Raw genomic sequence first — 4039 nt, 5'->3', positions numbered from 1 at the left:
CTACCGGAACGAAGCCAACTTCATTGCCATGATCTACCTGATTGGCAGCCCGGTGGGCCGCCTGTTCGATCAGGCCAAATCCACGTGAAGTGACGAAGAACCTTTAAAACCCTACTCTGAGGCCGAACACCCAGCCGCTTTCCAGTGTCCGCGACCCAGCGCTGCCATCGAAGTCGGTCTTGAAATAGCGGTAACCGCCGGTCAGGTAGCTATTGCCCAAAATCCGGAAGCGGGCATTTGCACCATATTCATAGCTTTCATCCACATCACCATGGGAGAGGGCAGATGGGAAGTAATGTGCATCGCCACCCAGCGAAACCCGAGGAATCGGCGTCGGAATATAGGCGCTACCACCCAGCCCCAGATTGCCGCCATTGCCATAGTCAGTATCCAGATACTGGTAACGCGCACCCACACTGACGTCCACCAGCGGTGTATAAGGGGTGAGCATAAGCGACCCGGAATAGGCCTTGGCATCCCCGCCACTATCATCGCTCGAGTAATAACCGATACCGGCATGCAGCCCAGGGACGATACGCTTGGTGCCCTGAATACTGTAGGAGTTCTCCCCCGCCGTCGCGCCGACACTGAAGGCATGGCTTTGCTGACTGGCCACGGCCATGATGACAATACCGACAACGAATACACTCTTCTTCATTGATCTCATGCTTCCTGTAAGGTAAAAATTAGGCTAGCGTAATATATTACTGACACCGTAGCAATCCCGGTAAGCACGCACGGCATCGGCGTAGGCAGCAACCTCACTGTCGGCGTGCTCTTCCAGGTAAGTTAGAACCTGCTGTAACGTCACAATGCTGACCACGGGCATGCCATACTGCGCCTGTACTTCCTGAATAGCACTCTGCTCGCCCTGGCCACGCTCCTGGCGGTCCAGAGCAATGATCACGCCGCCCGCCCGAGCGCCGCTCTGCTCGATCAGGGTCATGACTTCGCGGATGGCCGTGCCCGCCGTGATCACGTCATCGATGATCAAGATATCGCCCGCCAGCTCAGCCCCCACGATGTTACCGCCTTCACCATGGGTCTTGGCTTCCTTGCGATTGAAGGCGTAGGGCATGTCACGGTCGTGGTGGTCGGCCAGGGCCGCCGCGGTGACCGCCGCCAGGGGGATGCCCTTGTAGGCAGGGCCGAACAGCACGTCGGCCTGCAGGCCGCTATCGACAATCGCCTGGGCATAGAAACGCCCCAGCTTGGCCAGCGCTCGGCCCGTCTGGAACAGGCCTGCGTTGAAAAAGTAAGGGCTTACTCGCCCCGACTTCAGCGTGAACTCGCCAAACTTGAGCACGCCCTGCTCAATAGCGAAGGCAATGAAATCGCGTTGGTAGGGTTGTAGAGTGGTGGCCACGGCGGTGTTCTCTTGTCGGTAGGTGTGGTCGATAGGAATGTAAGTCAAACGCAACAATAAAACGGGGCTAAATAGCAAGAATTGGTTTGTCTATTTACCCAAACGTCTAAACGTCGGGTATCATACAGCAGCGACGCAAAAGGGACGATTTATGAAAATTGCCAGCATCAATGTCAATGGTATTCGTGATGCCGTCGACCGTGGCTTCCTGGACTGGCTGGCTCAGCAGGATGCCGACGTGGTCTGCGTGCAGAACATCAAGGCAAAAAGTTTTGAACTGGGTGACCATATTCTCTATCCGGAAGGCTACGAAGGCTATTTCCTGGATGCCGAGGAGGATGGTTTCGCCGGTGTGGCGCTCTATTGCCGCAAAATCCCCAAGGCCATCATGTACGGCCTGGGGTTTCCTCAGTGCGATCACGAAGGGCGCTTTCTGCAGGCGGACTATGACCGTTTCAGCATTGCCACTTTCCTGATGCCCGACGGAAGTGACCAGAAAGCCAAGCAGGCGTTCATGGAGCAGTACCAGGAGTACCTGACGAAGATGTCGCGCAAGCGCCGCGAATACATCATCTGCGGTACCTGGCACATTGCCCACAAGACCGTCGACCTGGCCAACTGGTCGGACAATCAGCTCACCTCCGGCTTCCGCCCGGAAGAGCGTGCCTGGATGGACCAGGTGCTTGGCCCAACCGGTTTCATCGACACCTTCCGCGAGATCAATCGCGATGCTGGCGAATACACCTGGTGGCCCAAGCTGGACCAGGAAGTACCCCGGGACCGGCAGGAAGGCTGGCGGATCGACTACCAGCTGGTCGGCCCCAACTTCCGGCGCCATGTGGTAGACGCGTGGATTGATTACGATGCGACCTTCTCCGAGTTCGCACCGCTGATCGTTGAGTATGATTTAGCGCTCTAAGCGTTAGCTACTTCCCGCGTCGCATCGGCAACAGGCCAGCTTACCGCTGGCCTGTTGCGTTTCAGGCCCGCCTAGCCGCGAATGCCCAGCGCTTCACGCTGCTTCTCGCGCAGCTCTTCACCGGCTTTTTCGGCCAGGTCCAGCATGGCGTTCAGTTCCTGGCGGTTGAACGCGCCTGCTTCGGCGGTGCCCTGCACTTCGATCAGCTCGGCGTTTTCGGTCATCACCACGTTAAGGTCGGTATCGGCCTTGCTGTCTTCCGGGTAGTCCAGGTCCAGCACCGGAACGCCCTTGTAAATGCCCACGGAAATGGCGCTGACCAACTGCTTGAAGGGGTCGCCCTTGATCTTCTTTTCCCGCTGCAGGTAGCGAATGGCATCCACTAGCGCCACGCAGCCACCGGTAATGGCCGCCGTGCGCGTGCCGCCATCGGCCTGGATCACATCGCAATCCACGGTAATGGTGAACTCACCCAGCTTCTTCAAATTCACCGCCGCGCGCAGGCTACGGCCAATCAGCCGCTGAATCTCCAGCGTGCGACCACCCTGCTTGCCCTGGGTGGCTTCGCGGTTGCTGCGGGAGTGCGTGGCGCGGGGCAGCATGCCGTACTCCGCCGTAATCCAGCCCTGATTCTTGCCACGCAGCCAGCGCGGTACGCCCGCTTCCACGCTGGCGTTGCACAGCACCTTGGTCTCGCCAAACTCCACCAGCACAGAGCCTTCGGCATGGCGCGTGAAGTCGCGGGTCAAACGAATCTCACGCAGCTGGTTGGCCTCGCGACCGCTGGGGCGAACTACATCAGGACGCATAGCACCTCACATCATCATTACGTTGAAAAGGCCCACCATTGTACACGTCAACGCCACCCGGCATGGGGCTATTCAGGCCAGGCCCATTCAAGCCACCCCGCCCCGACAAGATCAGGTAGACTGACCAAAACGCGACCCACAGGAGCCCCCATGGCCAGCCCCCGCCACGTTCACAGCATGACCGCCTTCGCCCGCGCCGAGCAGGCCGCCCCTTTTGGCACCCTGCAGGTCGAGATACGTTCGGTGAACCAGCGCTACCTGGAGCCGCATTTTCGTTTGCACGAAAGCCTGCGTGACCTGGAGCCGCTGCTGCGCGAAGCGCTGCGTACCCGCTTGGCGCGTGGCAAGGTGGAGTGCAGCGTACGTTTCGAGAGCGCCGACACCGCCCAGGCACCGGCGGTGAACATCGCGCGCCTGCAAGAGATTGCCGACGCCCTGGCGGCCATTCAGCAGCAGGTGCCCAGCGCCGTACCGCCCACCACGCTTGCGCTGCTCAACCAGCCCGGCGTGATGGAAACCCAGCACCTGGACCAGGACGCCATCAAGGCCGCCGCCAAAGCGCTGTTCGACCAGGCGCTCAAGGAACTGATCGACGCCCGCGCCCGGGAAGGCGAAAAGCTGGCCGAGATGATCACCACCCGCCTGGACGCCGTCAGCGAGCAAGTGGCCACCGTACGCAGCCTGATGCCGCAAATCCTGGAACGCCAGCGGGCCCAGCTGCTGGAACGTTTAGAAGTCGCCAAGACCGAACTCGACCCCCAGCGCCTGGAAGCCGAACTGGTGTTGGTGGCCCAAAAAGCCGACGTGGACGAAGAGCTGGACCGCCTCACCGCGCATATCGACGAAGTGCGCCACCAGCTCGCCCAAAAAGGCCCCAAAGGCCGCCGCCTGGACTTCCTAATGCAGGAACTTAACCGGGAAGCGAATACGCTCTCGGTCGGGTGG

Annotated in this window: 5 protein-coding genes; 2 read left to right on the top strand and 3 right to left on the bottom strand. The window is 59.9% G+C overall.

Annotation, left to right across the window (positions count from 1 at the left end):
- Positions 1–103 precede the first annotated feature (103 nt).
- Positions 104–658 (bottom strand): YfaZ family outer membrane protein, encoded by a 555-nt coding sequence (locus tag B7L72_RS13630; protein WP_081138508.1) that lies wholly within the window; start codon positions 656–658, stop codon positions 104–106.
- Positions 659–691: 33 nt separating this feature from the next.
- Positions 692–1366, bottom strand: coding sequence for an orotate phosphoribosyltransferase (pyrE, locus tag B7L72_RS13625; RefSeq protein WP_081138510.1), 675 nt, complete (start codon positions 1364–1366; stop codon positions 692–694).
- A gap of 151 nt (positions 1367–1517) precedes the next feature.
- On the opposite strand from pyrE, the gene B7L72_RS13620 reads away from it, so the two are divergent.
- A complete protein-coding gene (locus B7L72_RS13620; protein ID WP_016915559.1) occupies positions 1518–2285 on the top strand; it encodes an exodeoxyribonuclease III in 768 nt (255 codons plus the stop codon).
- A 71-nt stretch (positions 2286–2356) separates the two neighbouring features.
- On the opposite strand, the gene rph is transcribed toward B7L72_RS13620, so the two are convergent.
- On the bottom strand, positions 2357–3094 hold the full coding sequence (gene rph / locus B7L72_RS13615) for a ribonuclease PH (RefSeq protein WP_016915558.1): 738 nt from the start codon (positions 3092–3094) through the stop codon (positions 2357–2359).
- A gap of 150 nt (positions 3095–3244) precedes the next feature.
- Here rph and B7L72_RS13610 point away from each other — a divergent pair.
- Positions 3245–4039: YicC/YloC family endoribonuclease (locus B7L72_RS13610; protein ID WP_081194997.1), on the top strand; the 795-nt coding region annotated here is incomplete at its 3' end.

The organism is Halomonas sp. BC1 (assembly GCF_002078135.1).
GTDB classification, from domain to species: domain Bacteria; phylum Pseudomonadota; class Gammaproteobacteria; order Pseudomonadales; family Halomonadaceae; genus Vreelandella; species Vreelandella stevensii.
Note: the sequence above shows the minus strand (reverse complement) of the source record. Positions and strands in the feature narration are given on the sequence as shown.

Coding starts and splice junctions, on each gene's coding strand:
- rph (WP_016915558.1), bottom strand. CDS start 3,094: ATGCGTCCTGATGTAGTTCGCCCCAGCGGTCGCGAGGCCAACCAGCTG.
- B7L72_RS13630 (WP_081138508.1), bottom strand. CDS start 658: ATGAAGAAGAGTGTATTCGTTGTCGGTATTGTCATCATGGCCGTGGCC.
- B7L72_RS13620 (WP_016915559.1), top strand. CDS start 1,518: ATGAAAATTGCCAGCATCAATGTCAATGGTATTCGTGATGCCGTCGAC.